The 24,740-nt window shown below is 71.0% G+C and carries 22 protein-coding genes; 12 read left to right on the forward strand and 10 right to left on the reverse strand.

What is annotated here, in order from left to right; all coding sequences use genetic code 11:
• Positions 1 to 128: 128 nt before the first annotated feature.
• Positions 129 to 950 (forward strand): endo-1,4-beta-xylanase, encoded by an 822-nt coding sequence (locus WME96_RS07230; RefSeq protein WP_437292284.1) that lies wholly within the window; start codon positions 129 to 131, stop codon positions 948 to 950.
• A gap of 144 nt (positions 951 to 1,094) precedes the next feature.
• Here the strand turns inward: WME96_RS07230 and WME96_RS07235 are convergent, their stop codons facing one another.
• Entirely contained in the window at positions 1,095 to 2,297 is a 1,203-nt protein-coding gene (locus WME96_RS07235) for a serine hydrolase domain-containing protein (protein ID WP_437289430.1), read from the reverse strand.
• A gap of 227 nt (positions 2,298 to 2,524) precedes the next feature.
• On the opposite strand from WME96_RS07235, the gene WME96_RS07240 reads away from it, so the two are divergent.
• Positions 2,525 to 3,031 (forward strand): winged helix-turn-helix transcriptional regulator, encoded by a 507-nt coding sequence (locus WME96_RS07240; protein ID WP_437289431.1) that lies wholly within the window; start codon positions 2,525 to 2,527, stop codon positions 3,029 to 3,031.
• A 48-nt stretch (positions 3,032 to 3,079) separates the two neighbouring features.
• On the opposite strand, the gene WME96_RS07245 is transcribed toward WME96_RS07240, so the two are convergent.
• Together WME96_RS07245 and WME96_RS07250 are read right to left on the reverse strand one after the other, a co-directional pair.
• Positions 3,080 to 4,771: a hypothetical protein gene (locus WME96_RS07245; protein WP_437289432.1), complete on the reverse strand. Its 1,692-nt coding sequence runs from the start codon at positions 4,769 to 4,771 to the stop codon at positions 3,080 to 3,082.
• Positions 4,772 to 4,914: 143 nt separating this feature from the next.
• The gene (locus WME96_RS07250) at positions 4,915 to 5,730 is read right to left on the reverse strand and encodes a TetR/AcrR family transcriptional regulator (protein WP_437289433.1); all 816 of its coding nucleotides are present in this window, start codon (positions 5,728 to 5,730) and stop codon (positions 4,915 to 4,917) included.
• 422 nt (positions 5,731 to 6,152) lie between these two features.
• Between WME96_RS07250 and WME96_RS07255 the strand changes: the two genes are divergently transcribed.
• The 8 genes from WME96_RS07255 to WME96_RS07290 all read left to right on the forward strand — a co-directional run bounded on the left by WME96_RS07255 (position 6,153) and on the right by WME96_RS07290 (position 14,645).
• Entirely contained in the window at positions 6,153 to 6,308 is a 156-nt protein-coding gene (locus WME96_RS07255) for a hypothetical protein (RefSeq protein WP_437289434.1), read from the forward strand.
• A gap of 132 nt (positions 6,309 to 6,440) precedes the next feature.
• Positions 6,441 to 7,970 (forward strand): amidohydrolase family protein, encoded by a 1,530-nt coding sequence (locus tag WME96_RS07260; protein ID WP_437289435.1) that lies wholly within the window; start codon positions 6,441 to 6,443, stop codon positions 7,968 to 7,970.
• Between the two features lie 446 nt (positions 7,971 to 8,416).
• Positions 8,417 to 9,700 carry a hypothetical protein gene (locus WME96_RS07265; RefSeq protein WP_437289436.1) on the forward strand — a complete coding sequence of 428 codons (1,284 nt, stop codon included), beginning with the start codon at positions 8,417 to 8,419 and terminating at the stop codon, positions 9,698 to 9,700.
• A 24-nt stretch (positions 9,701 to 9,724) separates the two neighbouring features.
• Positions 9,725 to 10,807: an ABC transporter substrate-binding protein gene (locus WME96_RS07270; protein WP_437289437.1), complete on the forward strand. Its 1,083-nt coding sequence runs from the start codon at positions 9,725 to 9,727 to the stop codon at positions 10,805 to 10,807.
• A 76-nt stretch (positions 10,808 to 10,883) separates the two neighbouring features.
• Positions 10,884 to 11,744, forward strand: coding sequence for an ABC transporter permease (locus tag WME96_RS07275; protein ID WP_437289438.1), 861 nt, complete (start codon positions 10,884 to 10,886; stop codon positions 11,742 to 11,744).
• Between the two features lie 38 nt (positions 11,745 to 11,782).
• Positions 11,783 to 12,565: an ABC transporter permease gene (locus WME96_RS07280; protein ID WP_437289439.1), complete on the forward strand. Its 783-nt coding sequence runs from the start codon at positions 11,783 to 11,785 to the stop codon at positions 12,563 to 12,565.
• 19 nt (positions 12,566 to 12,584) lie between these two features.
• Positions 12,585 to 13,340: an ABC transporter ATP-binding protein gene (locus WME96_RS07285; RefSeq protein ID WP_437289440.1), complete on the forward strand. Its 756-nt coding sequence runs from the start codon at positions 12,585 to 12,587 to the stop codon at positions 13,338 to 13,340.
• A gap of 129 nt (positions 13,341 to 13,469) precedes the next feature.
• Entirely contained in the window at positions 13,470 to 14,645 is a 1,176-nt protein-coding gene (locus WME96_RS07290) for a sigma-54 interaction domain-containing protein (protein ID WP_437292285.1), read from the forward strand.
• A 60-nt stretch (positions 14,646 to 14,705) separates the two neighbouring features.
• Here WME96_RS07290 and WME96_RS07295 read toward each other — a convergent pair whose 3' ends face one another.
• Both WME96_RS07295 and WME96_RS07300 read right to left on the reverse strand, forming a co-directional pair.
• Complete coding sequence (locus WME96_RS07295; RefSeq protein WP_437289441.1) at positions 14,706 to 15,095, reverse strand: hypothetical protein; 390 nt, start codon at positions 15,093 to 15,095, stop codon at positions 14,706 to 14,708.
• A gap of 285 nt (positions 15,096 to 15,380) precedes the next feature.
• A complete protein-coding gene (locus tag WME96_RS07300) occupies positions 15,381 to 15,839 on the reverse strand; it encodes a thioredoxin family protein (RefSeq protein ID WP_437289442.1) in 459 nt (152 codons plus the stop codon).
• A 112-nt stretch (positions 15,840 to 15,951) separates the two neighbouring features.
• Between WME96_RS07300 and WME96_RS07305 the strand changes: the two genes are divergently transcribed.
• The gene (locus WME96_RS07305; RefSeq protein WP_437289443.1) at positions 15,952 to 16,209 is read left to right on the forward strand and encodes a hypothetical protein; all 258 of its coding nucleotides are present in this window, start codon (positions 15,952 to 15,954) and stop codon (positions 16,207 to 16,209) included.
• A gap of 82 nt (positions 16,210 to 16,291) precedes the next feature.
• Here WME96_RS07305 and WME96_RS07310 read toward each other — a convergent pair whose 3' ends face one another.
• The 5 genes from WME96_RS07310 to WME96_RS07330 form a co-directional block, all read right to left on the reverse strand.
• Complete coding sequence (locus WME96_RS07310) at positions 16,292 to 16,750, reverse strand: SRPBCC family protein (RefSeq protein ID WP_437289444.1); 459 nt, start codon at positions 16,748 to 16,750, stop codon at positions 16,292 to 16,294.
• 96 nt (positions 16,751 to 16,846) lie between these two features.
• Positions 16,847 to 17,650: a phosphatase PAP2 family protein gene (locus WME96_RS07315; RefSeq protein WP_437289445.1), complete on the reverse strand. Its 804-nt coding sequence runs from the start codon at positions 17,648 to 17,650 to the stop codon at positions 16,847 to 16,849.
• Complete coding sequence (locus tag WME96_RS07320; protein WP_437289446.1) at positions 17,647 to 19,296, reverse strand: M16 family metallopeptidase; 1,650 nt, start codon at positions 19,294 to 19,296, stop codon at positions 17,647 to 17,649. Before WME96_RS07320 ends, WME96_RS07315 begins: the two co-directional genes overlap by 4 nt.
• Before the next feature lie 3 nt (positions 19,297 to 19,299).
• Complete coding sequence (locus WME96_RS07325) at positions 19,300 to 21,045, reverse strand: M16 family metallopeptidase (protein ID WP_437289447.1); 1,746 nt, start codon at positions 21,043 to 21,045, stop codon at positions 19,300 to 19,302.
• A 104-nt stretch (positions 21,046 to 21,149) separates the two neighbouring features.
• On the reverse strand, positions 21,150 to 23,579 hold the full coding sequence (locus WME96_RS07330) for a lysyl oxidase family protein (protein ID WP_437289448.1): 2,430 nt from the start codon (positions 23,577 to 23,579) through the stop codon (positions 21,150 to 21,152).
• Between the two features lie 316 nt (positions 23,580 to 23,895).
• Between WME96_RS07330 and WME96_RS07335 the strand changes: the two genes are divergently transcribed.
• The gene (locus WME96_RS07335) at positions 23,896 to 24,681 is read left to right on the forward strand and encodes an SDR family NAD(P)-dependent oxidoreductase (RefSeq protein ID WP_437289449.1); all 786 of its coding nucleotides are present in this window, start codon (positions 23,896 to 23,898) and stop codon (positions 24,679 to 24,681) included.
• The last annotated feature ends 59 nt before the right edge of the window (positions 24,682 to 24,740 follow it).

Raw genomic sequence — 24,740 nt, forward strand, 5'->3', positions numbered from 1 at the left:
CCGGCGGTGCGGGTGGCTCCGGCGGCGCGGGCGGTGCGGGTGGCTCCGGCGGCGCGGGCGGCTCCGGCGGTGGGGGCGGCGGCGGCTCCGGCGCGAAGTTCGTCGGCAACATCACGACGAACGGCGCCGTGCGCGACGGCTTCGCGCGGTACTGGAACCAGATCACGCCGGAGAACGAGGGCAAGTGGGGCTCCGTCGAGTCGTCCCGCGGCAACAAGAACTGGGCCGCGCTCGACCGGATCTACAACTACGCGAAGTCGAACAACATCATCTTCAAGCAGCACGTGTTCGTGTGGGGCGCCCAGCAGCCGAGCTGGCTCGCGGGGCTCTCCGGGTCGGAGCAGCAGGCGGCCGTGAAGGACTGGATGCGGTCGTTCTGCGCGCGCTACCCGGACACGAAGTACATCGACGTGGTCAACGAGCCGCCGCCCCACACGACGCCCAGCTACAAGAACGGCATCGGCGGCGACGGCGCCAGCGGCTACGACTGGATCGTCAACTCGTTCAAGTGGGCTCGCGAGTACTGCCCGAACGCGGTGCTGATCCTCAACGACTACAACAACATCGAGTACGAGGGCGATCACCAGAATTTCATGAAGATCGCGCGGGCGGTGATCAACGCGGGCGCCCCGGTCGACGCCCTCGGCGCGCAGGCGCACGACGCGTACAAGATCAACACCACCACGGTGAAGGGGTACATCGACAAGCTCGCCTCGCTGGGTAAGCCCGTCCACATCACCGAGTACGACATCGGCATCGCGGACGACAACCAGCAAAAGCGGGTGATGGAGGAGCAGTTCACGATGTTCTGGAACCACCCCTCCGTCAAAGGCATCACCCTCTGGGGTTACATCGTCGGCTCAACCTGGAGAGACAACACCGGCCTCCAGCAGCCGAGCGGCACCATGCGGCCGGCCATGACCTGGCTCATGAACTTCCTCGGCCGCTGACGGGTCGCTGCCCAGGACCGCGAGGCCCCTCGCGCTGCCCAGGGACCGAGAGGCGCGTCGCGCTGCCCGGGACCGGGCAGCCGCACCGCTGCGCTGCCCTGAGCAGCACGCCGGCCCCACCGCGAGGCGGCGACCCTGCTGCCCTCACGCCCCCGCCGCCTCGTAGGTCGAGCGCCAGAAATCCACGAATGCCGGCGGCGCGCTGGGCGAGTCCATCAGGCGCTGGGTCATCAGCACGCCGATCACGCCCGTCTCCGGATCCCAGTAGCAGGACGTGCCGTATCCGCCGTCCCAGCCGAGGCCGCGCGGCTCGCCCGGCGTCGGCCTCGTGACGATGGATAACGCATAACCCCAGCCGCGGCTCTCCCAGAAGCCGGGGCTGAACGGCGAGATCGCCTTCTGCGCCGGGGTGATGTGGTCGGTGGTCATGAGCTCGACCGAGCGCGCGGAGAGGAGCCGCTTGCCCCCGTGCTCGCCCCTGTTGAGCATCATCCTGGCGAACGCGAGGACGTCGTCCGCGGTCGAGACGAGGCCGCCGGCGGCGGACGGAAAGCCGGGGGCGCGGCTGAACCGGCTCTCGCGGCCGGCGGGATCGAAGACCTCGAACTGCCCTGTTCGAGGGTTGCGCACGTAGCAGACCGGCAGGCGATGGAGCTTGTCCGCGGGCACGCTGAAGCCGGTGTCCTTCATCCCGAGCGGCTCGAAGACGCGCTCGCGCAGGAAGTCCTCCAGCGGCAGGCCGGAGGCCCTGGCGATCAGCGCGCCCAGCACGATGAGGGACGTGTCGTACATCCATGCTTCGCCCGGGTGATGCATCAGCGGCAGCGAGCCGAGGTTCTGCAGCCAGGCGTCGGGGCTCGGCGCGTCCGGGAGCTGCGGCCCGACCGCCACGCCCTTGTCCATCATGGCCTGCACGATGGGATGGTCGCCCGGCGCCATGATCGCGCCGACGCCCATGCGCAGGGTGAGGAGGTCGCTGACCAGGATCGGGCGCCGCGCTGGCTCGGTGTCCTCCACGGGGCCGTCCAGCGCCCGCAGGACCCTTCGATTCGCGAGCTCCGGGAGCAGCGAGTCCACCGGCTCATCGAGCCGGAGCGTCCCGTCCTCGACCAGCATCATCGCCGCTGCGCCCGCGATGGGCTTCGTGAGCGAGGCGATCCGGAAGAGCGTGTCGCGCTGCACCGGCCCGGCGTCGCCGAAGCCCGTCTTGCCGATCGCGTCCGCGTGCGTCTCGCCACCGCAGCTGACCAGCGTGACGATGCCAGGCAGATCGCCCCGCTCCACGTGCGCCGCCATCGCCGCGCGCATCCGCTCCAGCCCCGCCTCGGAAAACCCGCGCTCGCCCATCGCTCGCTCCTCCTCTTCGGGGCGACAGGCGCCCCCCATCCCTGCGGCCACCAGCGCAGCGATCCCCGCCAGCACGCGACGGCGATCGACGCATCCCGACGTCGCGCCTCGGCCTTCAGCCCACATCAGCCGCTCTGATATGAATCTGGTACCGGTTGCGTTTAGCAACTGGTTGCAGGATAGGATCTCCGGTGCGAAAGTGCAACCAGTTTTCCGAGGAGCCACGGATGAGCGCCACGTACAGGTCGGGCTGCCCGATCAACCTCTCGCTCGAGGTATTCGGGGACCGCTGGAGCCTGATCATCCTGCGCGACATGATGTTCGGCGGCCGCCGCCACTTTCGTGAGCTGCTCACCCGGTCGGAGGAGGGGATCTCCTCCAACATCCTCGCCGATCGCCTGAAGTCGCTCCAGGAGGCGGGGATGATCACGAAGGCCGACGACCCCACGCACAAGCAGAAGGCGGTCTACAGCCTGACGGAGAAGGCGATCGCCCTGGTCCCCATCTTCGCGCACCTGGGCGCCTGGGGCCGCCGGTACATGCCGGTGAGCGAGGAGCTCAGCATTCGCGCGCAGCTCCTGGAGGAGGGCGGTCCGGCCATGTGGGATCAGTTCATGGCCGAGCTGCGCGAGGCCCACCTCGGCGTGCCGGCGAGGCGCGAGGGGCCCACCGTCGGCGAGCGGCTGCAGGCGGCGTACGAGGCGGTCTGTGCGCGCCGCGCGGCGCGGAGGTGACGCCGCCGGACGGTCGTCGCGGCGAGGCCGCCGCGCAGCGGGAGAGGCTCAGAGCCCGAGCGCCAGCCTGGCGGCCTGGTACGACCCGGCGTGGGGGATCTCCATCGCGTCGAGCACCGGCACCATGTCGGCGCCGCCCGCGGCCTCCGTGAAGTAGACGAGGATGCTGTTGCCCGTCTGCTCCACGTTCTGCGTGCAGCTATTGAAGTCATACGGGTGCTGCGGGTGGAAGATCCCGTGCATGAAGCTCTCGGTGAGCAGCCCGGCGTTCTTCACGTGCCAGAAATAGCAGTTGCCGATGTCGTGCGTCCTCGTGAGCTCGGTGCACCCCGTGTCGAAGTCGATCCCGGTCAGGCCGAGGGGGCCGAAGTCCTCGACCGGCAAGTACCCGGTCAGGAACGCCAGCGCGTCGGCGATGCCCTCGTTGAGGCACGAATCGTCGCCGGAGATCGAGGCGCTGATCTCGTCGTACAGCTCGTGCGCGTTCTCGTGGGCGAACCGCGGCATCGCCGCGTTCGGGATGCCCCCCTTGTGCGCGATGAACGGCGGATTGCCGTAGTTGATCGTGATCGTCCCGTCTCCGTACGACCAGTTGCCCTCCCCCATGACCCCGCCCAGCTCGGAAGGCATGAAGAACGCATCGAGCTTCTCGGAGGTGAGGCCGGTCATCGAGCGCTCGATCGAGACGGCGTCGAGCCCCTGCGCGTGCAGATCCGCCGCGGCGGTCCCCGTGTCGTACGAGGGGTGGCGATAGAACACGCTGTCCATGATCCCGGAGCTCTGCCGCGAGCTCTCGAACGTGAGCGGGGTCGTCCCGTTCCAGACCGGCGCCACGTCGTAGTAGCTGAGCAGCACGTCGAGATCCGAGTGCAGGACGAAGCCCGGTGAATACGAGGTGGTCACCGTGTTGTAGTTCACGGTCGCGGAGCCGGACACGAGGCGCAGCGACGCCCCTTCCGGCAGCGTCATCGGCAGGAACACGCCGCTGATCGGCCTGCCGTCCACGTTCGGAACGACGGTGGTCTTCCGGACCGGCGTGCAGAGCGGGTTGCTCTCGGGGCAAAGGTAGACGACCGGCGGCGCGACCGTCGCGCAGGGGCCGGTGTCGCAGTACTCCAGCCACGGCGGCAACGGCGCGGCGGCGACCGGCGGGCCGGCGTCGACGACGTCGAGCCGATCGAGGAGGTGCGGCCCGCTGCCGGACGGCACGTTGAGGGTGATGGAGAACGACCAGAGGGGGGCGGGCGCGCCGCTGGCGGACAGCGCCTGCTGGACCGCCGGCGGGACCGCGAACGTGAGCCGATGGAAGGTGCCCTGCGCGAGGCCGGTCAGCGATCTCGTCCCCAGGGTCTGCGATACGCCCCTCGAGGGGACCTGTATCGCCAGGGAGATCTCGCCGGCCCACCAGGGGTTCGGCTGCTGCTCGGGGACGCGGACGTCGAGCGAGACCGCGCTCTTGATCGGGTCGCCGATCGCGAGCGGCGCGCGCTGGATCACCGTGTAACCGACGTTCGCGACCGAGAGCGCGCGCTCTCCCTCGCTCCGCGTGGCGCTCAGCGACAGCGAGCCCGCGCTGGCCGTCCAGCCGCTCAGCGTCTCGAACCCGAGCGCCGAGGCCGCCTCGGCGCTGAGCGCCGCGGCGGCCTCACCGCAGTCGTCGCAAGAGGCGGTCTCCTCCGCGGAGCAAGCGGACATGAGGACGCTCAACCAGACCGCCGCCGGTGCAACCAGAGTTCGCATTCGATTCCTCCTCGAACGAAGTGGCCGGGGCGCGAGTCCGCTCCTCCGGCGCAGTCTCGATAGGAATAACCCCGTGTGCTGTCAAGCTCACACGGTCGCGGTGCTCAGGCCATCCACGCGTGAATCGTGAATGTTAATTGATCTTAAGTAGTGTTGAGTTGTCGCTCCGAGATCAGGAGCGAGACGGCGTCGAGGATGCGCTCCAGGCCGAAGCGGAAAGCGTGCTCGGGGCTCGACACGCCCTGGTATGCGTGACCGGCCGATTGCCCGACGCGCGTCGCGACGGGGAACCGCTTCGCGTCGATGACCTTGTCGAGCAGCGGGGCGGTCGCGACCCACCACTCCACGTCCGTCATGCCGCTCTCCTGGAGGGTGCGCTTCGCGTTCGCCAGCGCCCTCGCCGTGCCCTCGACGTGCGTGAGGAGGAGGGTGAGCACCGAATCCATCTCCACGTCGGTGAGGCCGAGGCCGTCGAGCGGCCGCAGCTCGGCCTCGTACTTGAGCGAGATGTTGGGGCCGAGCACCGGGCGCGCCGTGACGATCTCGAGCAGCCACGGGTGCGCCTGGTACAGGTCCCAGTTGCGCTGGGCGATGTACCGGAGCGACTCGCGCCACCCCCCCGGCTGCCGCGACGGCGCGTCCACGTCGTCGTAGAGCTGGCCACAGACGGTGTCGACCATGAGATCGGTCAGCTCGGCCTTGCCGGGGACGTGCGTGTAGAGCGACATGGTGCCGACGTTGAGCTGGTCCGCGAGCTGACGCATGGAGACTGCATCCAGCCCTCCCGCGTCGGCGAGCTCGATGGCGGCCGACACGATGGCGCGCACCGTCAGCCCCGACCGCCCAGGCTTGCCGTGAGAGCCCCAGAGCAGCGCGAGGGTCCGCGCCGGATCGGGCGCCCGCGCCTCCACCTCGCGCTGCGCGCGCTTCCTCGCCGGCTTCGCGGGGCTCTTCTTCATCGAGCCGCTCCCGGTCCCGCGAGCTTGACAGCAGCCCTCGGCGTCGTACACCGTACTGCACGCATTACGGAACACCGCATGATGGAAGTATGGGCGGGATCGGAGCAGCACGTCAACGCGAGACCTCCCCGCGCGACGCTCACCCGGGCAGACCGATGCGCTCTGGGCGCGCGAGGCGGCCGCCTGCTGCTCCAGCAGCACCTCCGCAGCATCGCGCCTGCTGCTGGAGCAGCAGGGGGGCCTCCGGTATAGCGGATCGGCGTCTTGCACAGCGGACATAAGGCTGGTACGCGCCGTGCAAAGCGTCGATGGAGCAACGTTCGTCGATTTGCTCTGTTGACAGGGTGCGCGGCGCCTGCCGCCGCGAGGGCCTGGTCCGCTCAGTGCAACGCGTCAGGGCGACAGCTCACCTGAAGGCCGTTATGAAAACTCCAGTGGTCGCCCTCGCCGCGATTTCACTCGTCCTCACCAGCACGACCATGACGAACGCCCACGCGGGCGATCCTGCCGTCATGCCGCTCGGCGTCGAGCGATGGACCGCCACGCGCTGTCCGAGCGCCGCGCTCGCGGCGCTCTAGCTCGAAGGCCTCTCACGATTTCAGGACAGCAGCGGGCGCCCGGCGGGGCCCGCCGCCCGAGCGCCTCGATCGCGGGCGCGCAGCGCCGCTGCGGCTGCGCGAGCGCGCGACCGAACCATGGAGACATCGTCAATGAGCATCTCATTCTCTCACCTCTCGCTGAAGGACGGCAAGAAGACCTCTCGCTCGCGGGCGGTGCGCGACAAGCTGGATTACCCGGTCATCGACACCGATCTGCACACGATCGAGTTCGCCCCGATCCTCGAGGATTACATCGCGAAGTACGGCGGCGCGAAGTACGTCGACGAGTTCCGCCAGGCGATCAACCGGGGGTTCGGTTACCTGAGCAACGAGTGGTACGAGCTCACGCCCGAGCAGCGCGCCGCGCAGCGCTCGGGGCGGCCGCCGTGGTGGGCCCTGCCGACCAAGAACACCCTCGATCTCGCCACGGTGTCGCTGCCCAGGCTGCTGCACGAGCGGCTCGGCGAGTCGGGGACCGATTACGCGGTCCTGTTCCCGAACGTCTCCACGTTCGCGACCCACGTCGGCAAGGAGGATCTGCGCAGGGTGCTCATCCGCGCGGTCAACGCCTACCACGCCGACGCGTACCGGCCGTACGCCGACCGGCTGACGCCCGTCGCCGCCATTCCGCTGCACACGCCGGAGGAGGGGGTCGAGGAGCTCGAGTTCGCCGTGCGCGAGCTCGGCCTGAAGGTCGCGCTCATCCCGGGCAATCTCCGGCGGCCCGTCCGGTCGGTGGCCGAGAAGTACCCGTCCCGCCACCATCCGGACGTCGCGCGACACGCGAACTGGCTCGACACGTTCGGCGTGGACAGCGAATACAACTACGACCCGTTCTGGGCCAAGGCGGTCGAGCTGAAGACGGTGCTGACCACCCACTCTGCCGGGATGGGGTGGACGAGCCGCAGCTCGGTGTCGAATTACATGTACAACCACATCGGCCACTTCGCCTCCGCCTCCGAGGCGCTCGCGAAGTCGCTCTTCTTCAGCGGCGTGACCCGGCGGTTCCCCGACCTCCGCGTCGGCTTCCTCGAGGGTGGGGCGGCGTGGGGCGCGACGCTCTTCGCCGATCTCGTCGGCCACTGGGAGAAGCGCAACGGCAAGGCCGTCCAGAACTACAACCCTGACCTCATCGACGCGAAGCTGCTCTACGCGCTCTACCAGCAGTACGGCGGCCAGGAGGTCGAGGCGCGGCTCGGCGACATCAACGCCGTCCTCGGCGGGGCGCTCGGCGTGTCGAACAACTCGCGACGCCAGCCGCAGGACCCGGGCGCGCTCGACGACTTCGCGGCGGCCGGCATCGAGCGGATCGAGGACATCCGCGACCGGTACGTGCCGAACTTCTACTTCGGCTCGGAGGCGGACGACCCGACGATCGCCTACGCGTTCAACACGAAGGTCAACCCGCTCGGCGTGCAGCTCAACGCCTTCTGGGCGTCGGACAGCGGCCACTGGGACGTGCCGGATCTGACCGAGGTCCTCGCGGACACGTGGAGCCTCGTCGAGCGGGGGGCGCTCACGGAGGCGAACTTCCGCGACCTCGTGTTCACCCATCCTTACAACTTCTTCGCCGGCAAGAACCCCGGCTTCTTCGCGGGAACCGCGGTCGAGCAGAAGCTGCCGAAGAGCAAGGCTGCCTGACGGACATGCGCCGCGCGGGGCTGACGAGAGCAGCCCCGCGCTGCGTGATTTCGAGAAAACGAACCTCCCTGGATCCATTCATGCGTTTGCTTGACCGTTCAAGAACAGCCATCTCCACGATCCTTGCGGCGAGCGTCGTCCTTTGCGTGAGCCACGCGAGCGCGCAGAACCAGCCCGGAAGAGCCCAGGGGGAGCGCCCCGCGCCTGCTGGCGCGGCGCCGGCCCCCGCGGGTGCAGCGCCGGCCCGCGCGCCCGCTGGCGCGGCTCCTGCCGGCGCGGCGCCGGCGCCTGCTGCGCCCGCCGGTGCGGCGCCCGCAGGCGCAGCGCCGGCGCCTGCTGCGCCCGCCGGTGCGGCCCCGGGCCCTGCTGGAGCGGCTCCGGCCGCTGCCGGCGCGGCCCCGGCCACCACGCCAGGTACCGCGGCTGCCGGGCCGACGGCCCCGGGCGTGCCGTCGCCCGTCACCTCGCCCGCGGGGGACGCGACCGCCGAGGCCTTCGTCGAGCCCGACCCCAACGCCGTGACCCGCGACGATCTGCAAGGGCTCGTCACCGATCTCGAGAACTTCAAGTTCCAGTGGCAGCGCGAGCGCGATCTCCACACCGCCATCTCGACCCGCTCGCTCCTCATCGGCGGCGTCATCCAGACGCGCATCGGATGGACAGAGCAGCCGGTGAACACGGCGACGTCGAACGACCGCAAGGTGACGTTCGACACGGGCGCCGCGCTCCTCTCGTTCAACGGCATCCTCTTCAAGGACTACGAGGAAGGGCGCAACCTCACCTACTCGCTGCGCTTCGGCGCCTCGCCCCAGCAGGCGAGCAACAACAGCTTCCTCAACCTGCTGGACGCCCAGCTCTCGTACTCCGTGCTCCCCACCCTCGCCCCCGAGGACTGGGTCCTGCAAATCACCCTCGGCCAGCAGCTCTTGCCGTTCGGGCTCGAGGTCCCGGCGAGCGAGGAGCTCAAGCCGGTGATCACCAACGCGCAGTTCACGACGAGGCTCGGGCTGAACCGGCGCGAGCTCGGGCTCATCATCCGGGGCGACGTGCTGCCGCAGGTGGACTACGGCTACAACTACCGCGCGCCCGTCCTCGCGTACGCCGTCGGCCTCGTCAACGGGAGCGGGCCGAACACGCCCGACGACAACAGCGAGAAGGACATCATCGGTCGCCTGGCGTTCACCGTTCCCTCCGACTACAACTCCCTCCTCCGGCAGATCACGCTCGGCGGGAGCGTGTACATCGGCTGGCAGAACACGTTCCTCAAGGACGAGAAGAAGACGCTGTCCGGGAAGGGCGCCAAGCGCCGCTACGGCGGCGATATCTACTACAACCACTACCCGATCGGCCTCACCTACGAGTTCATCTACGGTCAGGACGACGTGACGCTCGGGACCACGCCGGAAGACCCGCAGAAGACGAGGCTCTCGAGCCTGTCGCACGTGGCCACCGTCTTCTACAACTGGGGCGAGCAGTTCCTGAGGGGCTATCGTAACCAGGGCCGATACGACGACTGGTGGCCGAAGACCTACCAGCCGTTCATCCGGGTCGACCTCTTCGATCCGAGCACCGAGGTGCTGGAGAACCGGGTCGACGTCTACACGCTCGGCTTCAACCTCTTCTTCGCGGAGACGACGAAGTTCCAGCTCAACTTCAATCGTCGTGACGACCGCACGAACACGCAAGGCGCCCAGCACGAGCTGCTCGCCCAGCTCCAGGGCGGCTTCTAGAGCAACGAATCGAGAGAGGAAACCATGAGACGCGCTCTTATCATCTTGCAGATCTTCATCGCGGCCATCTTGACCTTGTCCTCGCACGTGGCGCGGGCGGACGCGCCGACCGTCATCCGCGTGGCGTTCGCCGGGGTGGGGATCGGCAACCGGCCTTTCGTGGGCGGCAGCAGCCTCAGCGTGGTGCACGCGCGCGGGCTCCTCGAGGAGGAGTTCAAGAAGGACAACATCAAGATCCAGTGGTCCTTCTTCAAGGGCGCTGGCCCCGCCGTCAACGAGGCGTACGCGAACGGCCTCCTCGATTTCGCGCTCCAGGGAGACCTGCCGTCGAGCATCGGCAGGGCAGGGGGGCTCAAGACGAAGCTCCTCGCCGGGGTGTCGACGCGCCAGCACACCTACCTGGCGGTCCCTTCGGACTCGTCGATCTCGTCGCTCGCGGACCTCAAGGGGAAGAAGGTCGCCCTGTTCAAGGGCACGAACCTCCAGCTCGCCGTGAACAAGATCCTCGCGGGGAGCGGGCTGTCGGAGCGCGACCTCCGGATCCTCAACATGGATACGGCGACCGCCAAGGCGGCGCTCGCCACCCGGGACATCGACGCGGCGTTCGGCGGGTCCGACCTCTACACGCTCCAGGATCAGGGGATCGCGAAGATCGTCTACTCGACGAAGAACGACTCGCCGACGTACCTGCGCCACGCCCACCTGATCGTCACCGAGGATTTCGCGAACAAGTACCCGGACATCACCAAGCGCGTCGTCAAGGTCGTCGTGCAAGCCGCCCACTGGATCGCGCAGAACGAGGCCAACCCGGCGCCCATCTACCAGCTCTGGTCCAAATCGGGCGTGCCGTACTCGAACTACAAGGCCGACCAGGCGGGCGACTCGCTCAAGGTGCGCGCGAGCCCGCTGTTCGATGAATACCTGATCTCCCGCTACAAGGCGGCGGCGGCTGACGCGAAGCGCTTCGGCCTCATCAGGAACACGTTCGACGTCGACTCCTGGATCGACCTGAGGTTCCTGAACGCGGCGCTCAAGGAGCTGAACCTCGAGGGCTACTGGCCCGAGTTCGACGCGAACGGGAAGGTCAAGCACCCCGGCAGGCCATGAGGGCGGAGGGCGGAGCGCGGCGGCGTCCGCGCCGCGCGCGGGCAGGGCGGCCTACCACGATAGAAAGGCAATGACGATGACGCAGCAGGGAATCCAAGAAAGCCAGACCCAGGCCGCCTACGAGCTCGCGGCGCCTCAGGTGGCGCTGCCCGCGGGCGGCGCCGCGCCGCTCCTGTCGCGGCGGGTGGGCAACGTCGCCGTGGGGCTCATCTTCCCGGCGGCGCTCCTCCTCGCGTGGGGCTACGCCTCGCAGCGCGAGCTGATCCCGCCGCAGATCCTGCCGGCGCCGGGGCTGGTGGTGCAGACGCTGACCGAGCTCGCCAGCTCGGGAGACCTGCACTCGAACATCGCCATCAGCCTCGGGCGCGTCTTCGGCGGCTTCGCCCTCGGCGGCGCGGCCGGCCTGCTGCTCGGCGTCGCCATGGGCCTCTCGCGGCGCATCGAGGAGTACGTTCACCCGCTCTTCCGGGCGCTCGCGCAGGTGCCCGTCCTCGCGTGGCTGCCGCTGTTCATGATGGTGGTGGGCATCGGCGAGTCGCTCAAGCTGATCCTCATCGCGCAGGCGAGCCTCATCCCGGTGGCGCTGAACACGCTCCAGGGCATCAAGAACGTCCCCCGGTCGTACATCGAGGTCGCCCGGGTCTTCCGGTTCAGCAACGTCCAGCTCCTCCGGAAGGTCGTGCTCCCCTCGGCCGTCCCCTCGATCGCCGTGGGGATCCGCTATGGGCTCACGCAAGCGTGGCTGTCGCTCGTCACGGTCGAGCTCCTGGCGTCCTCCGAGGGCGTCGGGTTCCTGATCGTCTGGGGCCGCCAGCTCTTCCAGCTCGACGTGGTGCTCGCGGCGATCCTCGTCGTGGGGATCCTCGGGCTCGCGCTCGACAAGGGGCTCGAGACGATCGAGGCCCGCCTCCTCCGCTGGCGGCGCGCCGCTCTCTGACCTCCCGCACCTCGCGCACCTCGACAGGAACAACAACGATGAGCGCCATCACCCATGCTCTGACAGCGCCGCGGCTCCGGCGCGGCCTTGTCCTGCCCATCTTCCTCGTCGTCGCGTGGATCGTGGTCTGCCGCTACGAGCTCACCAACACCCGCATCCTCGTCCCGCCGCTCGCGGTCTGGGAGGCCGCGCGAGGGCTGCACGAGAGCGGGGAGCTCTGGGGCCACCTCCGGGCCAGCCTGCTCCGGGATCTGCTCGGGCTGTCGCTCGGCGTCGCGGCGGGCACCGCCGTCGGCGGCCTCCTCGCCCTCTCGCGCGTCGCCGACCGGCTGCTGTCGCCGAGCTTCCACGCCGCGAAGCAGGTCGCGCTGTTCGCGTGGATCCCGCTCATGTCCGTGTGGCTCGGCGTCGGCGAGGAGGCGAAGGTCGCGTTCATCGCGCTCTCCGCCTTCTACCCGGTCGTCGTGAACACCTATGAAGGCGTGCGGAGCGTCGCTGTCGAGCACATCGAGGTGGCCCGCGTCCTCCGCTTCTCGCGATGGCAGGTGCTGCGCAAGGTCGTCCTGCCGTCGGCCGCGCCGTCGCTCTTCGCCGGCGTCCATCAGGGGCTCATCTACGCGTGGCTCGGCACGATCGGGGCCGAGTACCTGCTCGAGCCCGCCCCCGGCGTCGGCAGCCTGATGGTCGACGGGCGCGAGCGCTTCGCCATGGATGTCGTGCTGGTCGGGCTTTTCGTGTCCGGCCTCGTGGGCTTCGGCCTGAACGCGCTGGCTACGGCCGCGGAGGAGCGCCTGCTGCGATGGCGCGTCCGCGGCGTGTGAAACGTTGGAAGGAGAGAACATGAGCTCGCCCGGAGTCATCAACATTCGCGATGTCAGCAAGAAGTACGTGGTCAAGGACGAGTCCCTGCAGGTACTCCAGGGGATCGGCCTGACCATTCACCCCGGCGAGTTCATCAGCGTCGTGGGCACGAGCGGTTGCGGCAAGTCGACGCTCCTCCGGCTCCTCGTCGGGCTGGACAGCGACTACCAGGGCGACATCCTCGTCGGCGGCGCGCGCGTCGAGGGGACGAGCCTCGACCGGGGGATCGTCTTCCAGGAGCACCGGCTCTTCCCCTGGCTCACCATCGAGCAGAACGTCGCGCTCGGCCTCGAGAACTCGACATGGACAGCGGCCGAGAAGGCCCGCGCCGTCGACGAACACCTGGAGCTCGTCGGTCTGTCGGCGTTCAAGCGGGCCTACCCGCACCAGCTCTCCGGCGGGATGGCGCAGCGGGCGGCGATCGCGCGCGGGCTGGTCAACCGGCCTGGCATCCTGCTCCTCGACGAGCCGTTCGGCGCGCTCGACGCGCTGACCCGCACGAAGCTGCAGCAGGAGCTCCAGCGCATCTGGCAGACGGAGCAGATCACGATGATCCTCGTCACGCACGACGTCGAGGAGGCCGTGTTCCTGGGCGACCGGGTCGTCGTGCTCGAGCCGCGGCCCGGGCGGATCAAGCGCGTCGTCCCCGTCGACGTGCCGCGCCCCCGGTCCCGCACCGATCACGACATCAAGGTCCTCACCGACGAGGTCCGCGGCTACCTCCTCGAGGCGTAGCGCGCCGCGCGGCTCGGGGGGGACGGGGCCGCCCTAAGGCGCCGCCCGCAGAAGATCCTGGCGCACGTCCGTGGTGTCCGTTATAATGGACGAACCATCCGCTATCATGGTGAGTGACGCCCGATGACGATGCCCTTGCTCACGCTTCCCAACCCTGGCGCGCTGGCTCTCTCTCTGCGGGCCAAGGCGCTTGTCTTCGAGGATCCCCGGTCGCAGGCGATCCTCGATCGGATCCGGCAGCTCTCGCCGAGCGACGCGACGCTGCTCGTGACGGGGGAGACCGGCACGGGCAAGGAGCTGGTCGCGCGCCACATCCATGCGTTGAGCCATCGTCGGGGGCGGCCGTTCGTCGCGGTCAACTGCGGAGCCTGGTCGGAGTCGCTGGTCGAGAGCGAGCTGTTCGGCCACGAGAAGGGCGCCTTCACCGGGGCGACGACCGCGAAGGCCGGGTGGTTCGAGGCCGCGGACGGCGGCACGCTGTTCCTCGACGAGATCGGGGATCTGTCGTTGCCGCTCCAGGTGAAGCTGCTCCGCGTGCTGCAGGAGCGCGAGGTGGTGCGGCTCGGATCGCGCCAGCCGATCCCGATCGACGTGCGGCTCATCGCGGCGACCAACGTGGATCTGGAGGAGGCGGTGACCGCGCGGAAGTTCCGCGAGGACCTGTTCTACCGGCTCAACGTGGCGACGCTGGCGCTCCCGCCGCTGCGCGAGCGGCCGGGCGACATCCTCCCGCTGGCGCGCTACTTCCTCGATCTCTACGCGCACCGGCTCGGCTCGGGGCCGGCCGCGCTCACGGCGGAGGCGGCGGCGAGGCTCCTGGAGCACCCGTGGCCCGGGAACATCCGGGAGCTCGAGAACGCGATGCACCACGCGCTCCTGGTCTGCAAAGGCCACCAGATCGCCGTGGCGGATCTGCGGCTCACGGCGCTCCAGCCGAAGGCGGCGACGAGCCCGCCTCCTTCGGAGCGGGGGGTCGACCGGGGGGCGGCGGACGTCGCGTCTCAGGTCGGGCCGGCGCCGCAGGCGACATCGCTGGAGGGCGCGTTGCTCGCGCTGTTCGAGCAGAACCTGCCGAACCTGCACGAGCAGATCGAGGAGACGATCATCCGGACGGCGTACCGGTATTGCGATCGCAATCAGCTCCAGACGGCGCGGCTGCTCGGCATCAGCAGGAACATCGTGCGCGCCCGGCTCGCGCAGTTCGGCGAGCTGGCGCGCTACCGCGCGGCGCGCGGCGGGGCGGCCGCCGCGGTGTTCGGGCGGGGGGAGCCGGTCGAGTCGTCGCGCGTTCCGGGCACGAGCTGAGGGGGCGCGCCGGCGGGGCTGCGCTGGGCTGGGCGCCGCTGCGGGTGAGGCCGGCGCGGCTCAGGAGCGCGACGCGGGCGTCGGCCGGGAGCGCCCCGGCGCGCGGGGGCGAGCCCTCGCGCCCGGGGGTCTCGTCCCCCCGAGGGCCTCGCGGAGCGTCGTGGCCGTGGCGGCGCGCGCGATCCAGCGGTCGAGCTTCGCTGCGTCGGCGCAGGCGCGGATGCGCGCCTCATCGTCCTGCGAGGGCGAGAGGCCGCGCGCCCGCAGCAGCGTGATCAGCGCGTCTTGCCGTCCCTCTGCCCGTCCCTTGGCCTCGCCCTCTGCCCGTCCCTTCTTCCGCCCCTGTGCTTCGAGGAAGAGGCGCAGCTTCCTGGCGGCGGGTGTCTCCGGGATCTTGTCGGGGTTCATCGAGGCCTCCCTGAGGAGCTCCAGCATTCGCTCGCTGAGCACGGAAAGGATCGCACGCTGCTGGGCCCGTCGCAACGCGCGCGGTAGCCGCTCGGTCAGCTCGGATGCCCGCATGTGTTCAATGGCCATGCGGAGTTCGAAATGGGCGAATTGGCCTGCTCGTAATAGACCATGGGTTCACCGTGGCACCGTGCCCACCGGCCCTCGGTGCACTTGAATGCAAGGACGCCAGTCCCGGTGAGAACGCCAGCGTTGTTGACCCGATGTTGCGTGCAGATGTGACGTGTCGCCCCGTCTCACGGCGCCCGTCGCGGCCTGCGGCGCGGCTCAGGCGTGGCTTGCGCGCGTCTGGGGCTGTCCGGAATGGCTGGCGATCCAGCGCTCCAGATCGGCGCGCGATGCCACGCCGCTGCGGCGGTCGAGCTCTCGTCCGCCGTGGAAGAGCACGAATGTCGGCACCCCCTGGATGCGTCGGCGCCCGGCCTCCGCCGGGTCGGCGTCCGTGTCGAGCTTCAAGACCAGCACCTCGCCTGCGTTCCTGCGGCCCAGCTCGTCGAGGATCGGCGCCGCGACCCGGCACGGGCCGCACCAGGTGGCCCAGTAGTCGACCAGGACGGGCACGGGCGCGCTCGCGATCGCCTGCTCCAGCGCGGCCCCGTCCACGGATTGCGGGACACCCGTCGTGTCGAGAGGATCCTTGCAGCGGCCGCAACGGGGCCGATCCTTGACCCGCTGGTCCGCGACCCGGTTGATGGATCCGCAGCGGCCGCAACGGTAGATAGCCATGCTCCTTCTCCCTGGCGTCGCCGCGTGCCGCGGCATTGCGAAGATCTTGGATCCGGCGCCCGTCTTGGCAACGGGGGCTTTACAGTCACCGATCGGGCTCCAGGGTCAAACCATGGAACCTACGAAAGAGCACGCAGGACCGAGCGAGCAGGCTGAGCGGCAGATCGGCGGCGAGCAGCAGGAGCCGGGGGCGCCGACGCGGCAGTTGAACGACGAGAGCACGCAGGGCTCGAGCGATGTCGAGCAGATCGCCCGACAGCAGGGCGCGTCGCAGCGGGGATACACGGCAGACGGACCGCAGAACGATCGGCCGGCGCAGTTCGATCCGGAGCACCCGGGCGGGCGCCCCGAGGGCGATCCGCGCCGCTGAAGGCGGGCTGAAGGGCGGGCGCCGGGGCCGCAGCGGCAGGTGAAGGCGCGCGGCGCGCGCGCCGTGGTGCCAGGTGAGCCTGTTACTGCGGCGGCGCCTCGCAGGCCCGCCGCGTCACCTCGTGGCGGTAGTCGAACATCCGCTCCAGCTTGCGCCGGACGAAGCGGGCGCCGCCGAGCTGTCCGAGCGCGCCGAGCGGGAGCTCGTACTCCACGTGATCGGTGAGGTAGCAGCCGCCCGCGCCGTCAGGGTCCGTGCGGTGCGTGTGGACCCATCGCTTGAACGGCCCGCTGCGCTGCGTGTCCTGGAACATCCGGCCCTGCTCGTACTGCGTGTGCTCGGCGACCCAGCGCAGCGGGACAGGGCCGACGCGCGTCTCCATGACCACGCGCGCGCCGACGAGGATCCCGCCGGTCTTCTCCAGGACGCGCGCGTGCTCCCAGGGGGGCGTGAGGCGCTCTAGGGCGTCGGGCTCCTCGTGGAAGGCGAAGACCCGCTCGGGGGGCGCGGCGATGCGCGTGCGCTTCTCGAAGATGGGCATGGCGCGAGCATGGATCGCGGCCTGCCGGCGCGCCCGCGTGCGCCGTCGCCGCCTCATAGGCGACCGCGCGCCGCCCGGCGGCCCCTCATCGCGAGATCAGAACGTCCAGGACCAGGTGACCGCCGCGGGCTCCGGCATCGGGCCGGGCAGCGGACCTGCCGCAAACCGCGTCTCGTTCGGCGCGATCGGATGGATGGCCGCGAGCGCGAAGCCCGTCACGTGGCCCAGGATCATGCCGGCGCCGACGTCCTGCCACGAGTGCGCGCCCGCGCCGATCCGCAGCGCCATCGTCACCACGGTGGCCGCCTCGGCGAGGGCGAGCGCGCCCAGGCGCGGCGCGGCGGCGCCGGTCGTGCGCAGCGCGAGGTTCAGGCGCACGCCCGCGATCGCCGCGACCGGGGTCGTGTGGCCCGATGGGAAGGCGTCGAAATCGAGATCGGTCTCGCCGCACCGATCCGTCCGCCACGAACGCGGCCGGCACCGGCCCGACAGGCGCTTGATCATGCTCGAGAGGCCTGTCGACAGCGCCGCCGCCTCGAGCTCGATCAGCGACGTCCTGAGCGCCCGGGAGAAGGGGTGGGGGACGCCGGTGCCTGCGAGGTAGCTGCCCTCGAGGGCGTACCCGCTGCCGAGCTGGAGCAGCGTGCCCACGGTGGCGCCGGTGATGTCGCTGGCGAGGCCGAGGGTCTCGTTGCGCTCCTCGCTGGAGGCTGCGCCCCACGCCGAGCGGCGCTGAGGCAGCAGGTACGTCGCCAGCGAGGCGGTGCAGGCCGCGACGACGGCCACCTCGCCCGCCGGCGCCCCGAACGCCCAGTCCGGGGCCGCCGGTCCCGCCTGCGCGGCGGCGGGCGTGCTCCACGCCAGCGCGCACACGCAGGCGAGCGGCGCGGTGTATCTCACGGCTTCTTCGCGGGGGGCGGCGTCGCCTGGGGCGCCGCCGGCTTGGCGGCCTGCGCGGGCGCGGCGGGCGCCGCCGGCTTGGCGGCCTGCGCCGCCCCGGGCTTGCCGGCAGCCGGCTGTCCAGCCGTCACGCCGGGCGCCTTCTGGACGGTCACCGGACCGAGCTGCAGCGCCGAGAGCTGCTCTCCGACGGCGCTGGCGTCGCCCACCAGCACGATCCGGAGCTGCTCGGGCACGAGGTACTTCTGCGCGACCCGCTGCACATCCGCAGGCGTGATCCGCTGGATCCGCGCCGGCCGCGTCCCGAACTCGTCGAGCGGCAGATCGTAGACCGCGAGGCCTGCGACCGTCGACGCAGTCGCGCCGGCTGTCTCGAAGCGGGCCGGGAGCTGGCGGATGAGGTTCGCCTTGGCGTCCGCGAGCTCCTCGAGGGTGACGGGCTCCTTCCGCATCCGGTCGATCTCCGCGAAGATCTCCCGCACCGCCGGCCCGGTGTTCTCCCGCACCACCGCGCCGCCCGCGGAGAACGGGCCGGGCCCATGGCGCATCTCGAAGCCGGAGCGCGCGCCATACGTGTAGGCGTGCTTCTCGCGCAGGTTCAGGTTGAGCCGGCTCGAGAACTGCCCGCCGAGGAGGGTGTTCATCACGAGCAGCGCGTCGTAGTCCTTCGTCGCGCGCGGCACGCCGGGCAACGTCACCGTCACGGTCGACTGCGTGAGCCCGGGCCTGTCGACGATCACGACGCGCGGCGCGCCCGCGTCGAGCGCCGGCGGATCCGCGGGGAGCTCCGCCTTCGCCGGCACGGGCGGCGCGCCGACCGGGCCCTTCCACGCGCCGAAGACCCGCTCCACCTCCTTCACCGCGTCGGCCTTGGTGATGTTCCCGGCGATGGAGACCGTCGTCAGCTCCGGCCGGAACTGCGCGCCGTGGAACTTCGCGAGGGCGCCCGCCGTGATCTTCTTGAGCGCCGCCTCCGTGCCGAGCAGCGGCGCGCTGTACGCGTGGCCGTCGGGGTAGAGGGTCATGCTCTGGGCGATGGAGAGGAGCGACGCGGGCCGGTCGTTCATCTCGGCGAGCTGGGTGATGCGGCGCGACCGCTCGCGCTCGATCTCGGCCGGCGCGAACGCCGGGTTCATGTACGCGTCGCCGAGCAGCGTGAGCATCTCGCCGAACCGCGGCGCCAGGCTCTGGCCCTGCACGCCGCCGCCGTCGAAGTTGACCCCGGACGAGAAGTTCGCGCCGAGCTTGCCGAGCGCGTCGCTGAACTGGAGCGCGCTGCGGGTCTTCGTGCCCTGCGTGAGCATCGCGCCCGCGAACGCGCCGACGCCCGGCGCGGCCTGATCGGCGCCCCGGACGGTGGTCACCTCCACCGCGACGATCGGCAGCTCGTGCCGCTCCACGATGAGGACGCGGATCCCGTTCGCGAGCTTCGCCTCCTCGATCCGCGGCGGCACGAAGACCACCTCCGGCCCTGGAGGCGGCGGCGACTTGCGGAACGCGTCCGCCGCCTCCGGGGGCGGCGCCGCGGCGGCAGGCGGCGCGGCGGCGGGCGGCGGCGCGGCGGCGGGCGGCGCCTTCGTGTTCGAGGCGCAGGCGGCGAGCGCCGCTGCGGCGAGCGAGACGGAGAAGATTCGTTTCATGTGCATGGCTCAACCCCCCTTCGGCGCGGGCGTGCCGGCCGCGGGCTTCTCGACCGCGGGCTTCTCGACCGCGGGGTTCTTGACTGCCGGTGCCGTCGCAGGCTTGCCGGTCGCCGGCGCCGCCGCCGCGGGCTTCGCCGCCGCCGCCGCGGGCTTCGCCGCCGCCGCCGCGGGCTTCGCCGCGGCCGGCGCCGCCGTCTCGCTCTGCTTCACGAGGCGCCCTGCCTTCGGGGCGCCCGGCGTCGGCGTGACGAGGGCGATCACGCGCCTGCCCTGGGGCAGGAAGTCCGCGGTCGCCTTCTGCAGGTCGGCGGCCGTGGCCGTCTCGTACCTGGCCACGTCCTTCGGGAAGTACCCCGGATCGCCGGCGAGCTGGTTGTAGTTGTTGATCGCGTTCGCGCGGGCGGTCACCTGCTCCATGCTGAAGACAAGGTCCGACAGCAGCTTCGCCCGGGCCCGCTCGTGCTCGTCCTGCGTCGGCGGCGCCTTGCGCAGCTTCTCGAGCTCGGCGTCGATCAGCTTCAGGGCCTGCTCGGGCGACTTGCCCTTCTTCAGGGTGGCGGTGATCTGGAACGTGCTGGCGAGCTGGCTCGACGACTGTCCCGCGAAGACGTCCTGCGCGATCTGGAGATCGTAGACCAGCCGCTTGTACAGCCGGCTCGTCTTGCCCGACGAGAGGACGTTGGCGACGAGGTCGAGCTCGGCGTCGCCGGGCGCGAAGTGCGGCGGCGTCACCCAGCTGATCGTCACGCGGGGCAGCTCCACGTCCGCCTCGATCTCGAGGCGCTTCTCGGTCGCGAGGTCGCCGGGGTCGGGCTTCGTCGCCACGGGCGGCGGGGCGCCCTTCGGGATCGGGCTGAAGTACTTGTGGACGAGCTCCTTCGCCCTGTCCCTGTCGATGTCGCCGGCGATGACGAGGGTCGCGTTGTTCGGCGCGTAGAACGTCTTGAAGAAGGCCCGCACGTCGTCCATCCGGGCGGCGTCGAGGTCCTCGGGCGTGCCGATGGTCAGCAGGTGGTAGGGGTGGTTCGCCGGGAACATCGCCGCGCGGAGGAACTGCGGCACGAGGCCGTAAGGCGCGTTCTCGTAGTTCTGGCGGCGCTCGTTCTTCACCACGTTGCGCTGGCTCGCGAACGTCTCCTCGTTCGCGTGGTCGAGCAGCCACCCCATCCGGTCGCTCTCCAGCCAGAGCACGAGCGCGAGCTCGTTGGCCGGGACGGTCTCGAAGTAGTTGGTCCTGTCGGCGTTGGTCGTCCCGTTGCGCTCGCTCGCGCCGGCCCGCTCCAGGTACTTGAAGAACATGTCCTCGCCGACGTTCTTCGAGCCCTGGAACATGAGGTGCTCGAAGAGGTGCGCGAACCCGTTCTTCCCCTTCGGCTCGTCCTTGGAGCCCACGTGGTACCAGACGTTGACGGCCACGACGGGCGTGCGGTGATCCTCGTGCAGGACCACCTCGAGCCCGTTCTGCAGCGTGTACTTCTCGACCGGCACCATGACGCTCACGCTGGCCGAGGCCGGCGCCGCGGCCCCCGGCTTCGCGCCAGGCTGCGCCGCCGTCGCGGGCTGCGCCGCGGTCGCGGGCTGCGCCGCCGCCGGCTTGGCGGCGGGTTGCGCCGCTGCTGCGGGCTGCGCCGCTGCAGCGGCCGGTGGCGCGGCGTAGGTGGGCGACGTCAGGCCGAGCGCGACGACGAGCGCGCTGGACAGGCACGAGGGCGCCCGGAGGCGTCTCCGCTGGGACGGATGGTTGGCTCGCATGGGCGCGGTTCTACCGCAGATCGCCCGAGGCGCAGCGCAAACTTCGCCCCTGGAGAGGCGGGATCCCCGCCGCGCGGATCACCTCCGGCGGCGCGTTCCGGTCCTCAGAACGGCGTGACGAAAATCTCGTACGGCCCGAAATCCACCGGCGTACGACCACTCACGGTGATCGCCCCGAGGCCCCCTCCCGGCCGCGCCGCGACGATCACCGCATTGGCCCCCTCGGGGTCGCCCGCGCACGCGTCCCTCGGTCTGGAGCACTGGACGGCGGTCGGATTGCACGCGTCGTCCGCCGTCCTGAGCGTCATCGGGAAGTCCGCCAGGCCGCACGACGACACCATGAAGGCTCTCCCCGGGCAGACGGGGACGTAGAACGTCTGCTCAGGGCTGCTCGCGCCGCACGCGGACCTCGGGGGGATCGGCCTCCCGGTGGTGTCGCCGCGGATCAGCCCGCTGCTCGTCACGATCTCGGCCCCCTCGCCGAGGCACGACGCGCGCTCGAACGTGAGGCGCACCCTGCCGGAGGCGCCGGGGCTCGCGGCCTTGACCACCACCGTGTACGTCCCCGCCGGGAGCCTGGCCGCGAAGTTCGCGCCCGGCGCGAGCTCGCCGCAGCTCCGCGCCGCGCAGCCGACGGGGGCGCCGTCGCAGCCGTCGCCCTCCAGCACCGCGATCGCCGTGTCGATCTCCGAATCCAGGGTGCCGAGGTACACGACCTCCTCGGACGGGAGCGTGAAGCGGAAGAACACCTCGCCCCCCTCGCCGCCGCACGGCAGGGCCACGCCGGAGGTGTTCCCCGCCGTGATCTCCGCGGCGTAGTCCATCGACTCCGTGAGCTCCGCCGCCGTCGCGCACGCATCGGCGCCCGGGACCGGCGCGCACCCGTCGTCCGGGATCCCGTTGCAGTTCTCGTCGAGGTCGTTCCCGCACAGCTCGGTCGACGGGCGGATGCACCCGGCGCCCGCGCAGCCGTTGTCGGGGATCTCGTCGCAGTCCTGGTCGATGAGGTCCCCGCAGATCTCCGGCTCGGGCACGCACGGCGCGTACGCCGGGACGTGGATCGGCACCTCGACCACGTTGTCCTCGATCGACCGCTCCGCGATCGCGCCGCGCGGGTTCACCGCGACGCGGAGGAGGTAATCGCCCTCGGGCACGCCCGTCACGTCGACCCACTGGCACGCCGTGCCCACGCCGTAGACGTCGGCCCACCCCGCGCTCAGGAAGTTGCACCCCGCGCCGCCCGCGCTCGGGAAGCCGCGCGGCGCCGGGTCCTCTGGATCGAGCGGCTCCATGTCGACCAGGCAGAACGCCTGCTTGTGGCCCTGCGCGATGATCGCGCCGTCCCCGTCGAGCAGCCGGTAATCGGCGAAGTCGAGGAAGTGGAAGTGCTGGTGGCACTGCGCGTACTCGAAGAGCGGGCTGTCGAACTCGGGGCCGGGATCGAGGTGGCCTGGCCCTGTGTTCTCGATGCGCGCCTCGAACTGGAGGAGGTGCCGCCGGCCCGGGCCTCCGATGCACCCCTCCAGGATCTCGCACGCGTCCGCGGGGAACGTCTGGTACGAGAACTGGAGCGTGTCGACGATGCGCGCCTCGTCCGGGCGCAGGTCGGGCACCATGCAGACGTCGGCCCTGCAGGCGTGGCCGGTCGGGCAGCACGCGCCGCCGCAGATCGTGCCGTCGCAGGCCGGGTAGTCGACAGGCAGGACGATCGTGTTGTTGTCGAAGCGCGCCTCAGCGACGGTCTTCCCCGGGTTGACGGTGATCTCGAGCTCGTAGAGCCCGGCCCCCACCCCGGTCACGTCGAGCGCGTTGCACGCGACGGTGCCGGGCTGCTCCACGTGCTCTCCGGGCCCGAGGCCCTGCGCGTCGCAGTCGTACCTGCCGCCGGGCATCGCGACGCAGCGCGCGTCGAGCTCGGCCTCGGCGACGGTCGCGGCGCCCTGCCGGAGCACCGCGCGGAAGAGGCGCGGGACGACGTAGCTGTCCTCGCAGAAGTTCGGCTCGAACACGTCGCTCTCGGACGGCGCGCCGAGATCGAGCGGTACGTCGCCGGCGTTCCTGAGCGACACGTGGAAGCGCAGCAGCGCCCGCCGCCCGCTCCCGCCGACGCAGCCCCGGCGCACCTCGCACGCGTCCTCGCCGAAGCTGACCCAGTCGACCGCGTCCGCGCGCTCGGCCGGCTCCAGCACGAGGTCGGCCGCCCTGCAGCCGCGGTTCACGCACGCGGCGCCGGGGCTGCAGCACGCCGCGTCGCCGCAGGCGCGCCCCTCGTCGCACGCCGCGGTGCAGCCCGACGGCTCGCCCTCGACGTCGATCTGGCACCGCGCGCCCTCGGGGCACACGAGGTCCGATCCCGCGCACCGCAGGCCTCCTGCGCCGCCGCTGTCCCCTGCTCCCTGCCCACCTCCACGCCCGCCCGCGCCCGAGCTGCCGTCCCCTCCTGCGCCCGAGGGCGGCCCGGCTGCCCCGCCGCCGCAGGCGGCGCCCGCGAGGAGCAGTGAGCCCATCCACAGCGTTCCGGCGAGCTTCTTCATGTGCACCTGGTGAAGCGGGCTGCGCGTCGCCGCGCGGACCGGGCGTCGTCGCCCCTGCGCGCGGCGAAGCGAGCGCTGCATGCTAGGCGAAGCGCGCGATCGGAAGCAGCCGGGACGCACCGGCGCGCACGAATCCCACCCTCGCCGAACAACGCCCGCGCGGCGCTGGCGGCCTCTGGCGCTCTCTCTGGCGCTCGCTCTGGCGCTCGCTCTGGCGCGCTCTGGTCGCCGGGCGCGCCGGGGCCGCCGCTGGCCGGCGGTGGTGCGAGCGGCGTATTTCTCTCGGCTCCACCGAGGAGCGTATACTCTCGCCTACATGGCCCTCGTCGTCGTCATCACCGGTGCATCCAGCGGGATTGGTCGAGCGCTCGCGCTCTCCTGGGCGAAGCGGGGCGCGAGCGTGGTGCTGAGCGCGCGCGGGCAGGAGGCGCTCGAGCGCGTCGCCGCGGAGGTGCGCGCGGCGGGCGGCGACGCGCTCGCCGTGGTCGGGGACGTCACCGTCGAGGAGGACCGCAAGGCGCTCTGCGACCGGGCGCTCGGCGCGTACGGTCGGCTCGACGTCCTCGTGAACAACGCGGGGCGCGGCTACTACGCGCCCACGCTGGAGATCGACCCTGCCGAGCTCGAGACGATCTACCGGCTCAACGTCGTCGCCCCGGTGCGCCTCGCGCAGCTCGCGATCGAGCCGCTCTCGGCCGCGAAGGGCACCGTCGTGATGGTCTCGTCGGTCGCGGGGGTCGTCTCCACGCCGCGCATGGGCCCGTACGCCTCGTCGAAGTTCGCGCTGGAGGCGCTCGCGATGTCGCTCCGCGCGGAGGTCGCGTCGCGCGGCGTGCGCGTGCTCGTCGTGCGGCCGGGCCCTGTCGCGACGCCCTTCCGCGCGAACGCCGTGGTGACCGACGACAACGTCGGCTACCGCCCGCCGGGCCACAAGCCGCAGAGCCCCGAGGAGGTCGCCGAGGGCATCGTGCGCGCCGTCGAGGCGGGCCGCGAGGTGCTGGAGACGAGCGTGTTCGTGAAGGCGGCGAGCCTCGCGGCCCGCGTGGCGCCGGGCCCGACGCGATGGCTCTCGAAGCGCATGGCGCGCCGCTCGGGGCTCTGAGCGGCGCGCGCCCCGTCCGCGCCCCGAACGCCGCGCGGATCGAGCGCCCGAGCGGGCCG

The sequence above is a fragment of the Sorangium sp. So ce406 genome (genome assembly GCF_051474675.1).
GTDB lineage: Bacteria > Myxococcota_A > Polyangia > Polyangiales > Polyangiaceae > Sorangium > Sorangium cellulosum_G.

Excerpts from the sequence above, each read along its gene's own strand:
- WME96_RS07235 (WP_437289430.1), bottom strand. The coding sequence starts at position 2,297 with ATGGGCGAGCGCGGGTTTTCCGAGGCGGGGCTGGAGCGGATGCGCGCG.
- WME96_RS07240 (WP_437289431.1), top strand. The coding sequence starts at position 2,525 with ATGAGCGCCACGTACAGGTCGGGCTGCCCGATCAACCTCTCGCTCGAG.
- WME96_RS07245 (WP_437289432.1), bottom strand. The coding sequence starts at position 4,771 with ATGCGAACTCTGGTTGCACCGGCGGCGGTCTGGTTGAGCGTCCTCATG.
- WME96_RS07250 (WP_437289433.1), bottom strand. The coding sequence starts at position 5,730 with ATGAAGAAGAGCCCCGCGAAGCCGGCGAGGAAGCGCGCGCAGCGCGAG.
- WME96_RS07255 (WP_437289434.1), top strand. The coding sequence starts at position 6,153 with ATGAAAACTCCAGTGGTCGCCCTCGCCGCGATTTCACTCGTCCTCACC.
- WME96_RS07260 (WP_437289435.1), top strand. The coding sequence starts at position 6,441 with ATGAGCATCTCATTCTCTCACCTCTCGCTGAAGGACGGCAAGAAGACC.
- WME96_RS07270 (WP_437289437.1), top strand. The coding sequence starts at position 9,725 with ATGAGACGCGCTCTTATCATCTTGCAGATCTTCATCGCGGCCATCTTG.
- WME96_RS07275 (WP_437289438.1), top strand. The coding sequence starts at position 10,884 with ATGACGCAGCAGGGAATCCAAGAAAGCCAGACCCAGGCCGCCTACGAG.
- WME96_RS07280 (WP_437289439.1), top strand. The coding sequence starts at position 11,783 with ATGAGCGCCATCACCCATGCTCTGACAGCGCCGCGGCTCCGGCGCGGC.
- WME96_RS07285 (WP_437289440.1), top strand. The coding sequence starts at position 12,585 with ATGAGCTCGCCCGGAGTCATCAACATTCGCGATGTCAGCAAGAAGTAC.
- WME96_RS07290 (WP_437292285.1), top strand. The coding sequence starts at position 13,470 with ATGCCCTTGCTCACGCTTCCCAACCCTGGCGCGCTGGCTCTCTCTCTG.
- WME96_RS07300 (WP_437289442.1), bottom strand. The coding sequence starts at position 15,839 with ATGGCTATCTACCGTTGCGGCCGCTGCGGATCCATCAACCGGGTCGCG.
- WME96_RS07305 (WP_437289443.1), top strand. The coding sequence starts at position 15,952 with ATGGAACCTACGAAAGAGCACGCAGGACCGAGCGAGCAGGCTGAGCGG.
- WME96_RS07310 (WP_437289444.1), bottom strand. The coding sequence starts at position 16,750 with ATGCCCATCTTCGAGAAGCGCACGCGCATCGCCGCGCCCCCCGAGCGG.
- WME96_RS07320 (WP_437289446.1), bottom strand. The coding sequence starts at position 19,296 with ATGCACATGAAACGAATCTTCTCCGTCTCGCTCGCCGCAGCGGCGCTC.
- WME96_RS07325 (WP_437289447.1), bottom strand. The coding sequence starts at position 21,045 with ATGCGAGCCAACCATCCGTCCCAGCGGAGACGCCTCCGGGCGCCCTCG.
- WME96_RS07330 (WP_437289448.1), bottom strand. The coding sequence starts at position 23,579 with ATGAAGAAGCTCGCCGGAACGCTGTGGATGGGCTCACTGCTCCTCGCG.
- WME96_RS07335 (WP_437289449.1), top strand. The coding sequence starts at position 23,896 with ATGGCCCTCGTCGTCGTCATCACCGGTGCATCCAGCGGGATTGGTCGA.